Origin of the sequence: Pandoraea anapnoica, assembly GCF_902459765.1 — a bacterium.
GTDB classification, from domain to species: Bacteria; Pseudomonadota; Gammaproteobacteria; order Burkholderiales; family Burkholderiaceae; genus Pandoraea; species Pandoraea anapnoica.
In genome coordinates this window covers 1-893 of the sequence record NZ_CABPSP010000044.1, presented here as the reverse complement: position 1 = coordinate 893, position 893 = coordinate 1, and the positions used below count along the sequence as shown (strand labels likewise).

The 893-nt window shown below is 60.4% G+C and carries 1 protein-coding gene; it reads left to right on the top strand.

Annotated elements, in window-relative coordinates:
• The coding region (locus tag PAN31117_RS26970) for an elongation factor Tu (protein ID WP_150740884.1) at positions 1 to 893 on the top strand (893 nt) is incomplete at both ends.

Here is an 893-nt window from a genome sequence, read left to right as displayed (position 1 = left end):
CTGGTTTGCTCGGCTGCTGACGGCCCGATGCCGCAAACGCGTGAGCACATCCTGCTCGCCCGTCAGGTCGGTGTGCCGTACATCATCGTGTTCCTGAACAAGTGCGACATGGTCGACGACGCCGAGCTGCTCGAGCTGGTCGAAATGGAAGTTCGTGAGCTTCTCTCGAAGTACGACTTCCCGGGCGACGACACCCCGATCATCAAGGGTTCGGCCAAGCTGGCGCTGGAAGGCGACAAGGGCGAACTGGGCGAAGTCGCGATCATGAACCTGGCCGACGCGCTGGATTCGTACATCCCGACGCCGGAGCGCGCTGTTGACAAGCCGTTCCTGATGCCGGTGGAAGACGTGTTCTCGATCTCGGGTCGTGGCACGGTGGTGACGGGTCGTATCGAGTCGGGCGTGGTCAAGGTCGGCGAAGAAATCGAAATCGTCGGTATCAAGATGGACGGCGACAAGCCGCACATCGACAAGACGACCTGCACGGGCGTTGAAATGTTCCGCAAGCTGCTCGACCAAGGTCAGGCAGGCGACAACGTGGGTCTGCTGCTGCGCGGCACGAAGCGTGAAGATGTTCAGCGTGGTCAGGTTCTGGCCAAGCCGGGCTCGATCAAGCCGCACATGGAATTCACGGCCGAAGTGTACGTGCTGTCGAAGGATGAAGGTGGTCGTCACACCCCGTTCTTCAACAACTATCGTCCGCAGTTCTATTTCCGTACGACGGACGTGACGGGCTCGATCAGCCTGCCGGCCGACAAGGAAATGGTTATGCCGGGTGACAACGTGTCGATCAGCGTCAAGCTGATCGCTCCGATCGCCATGACCGAAGGTCTGCGCTTCGCAATTCGCGAAGGTGGCCGTACGGTTGGCTCGGGCGTCGTTGCCAAGATCGT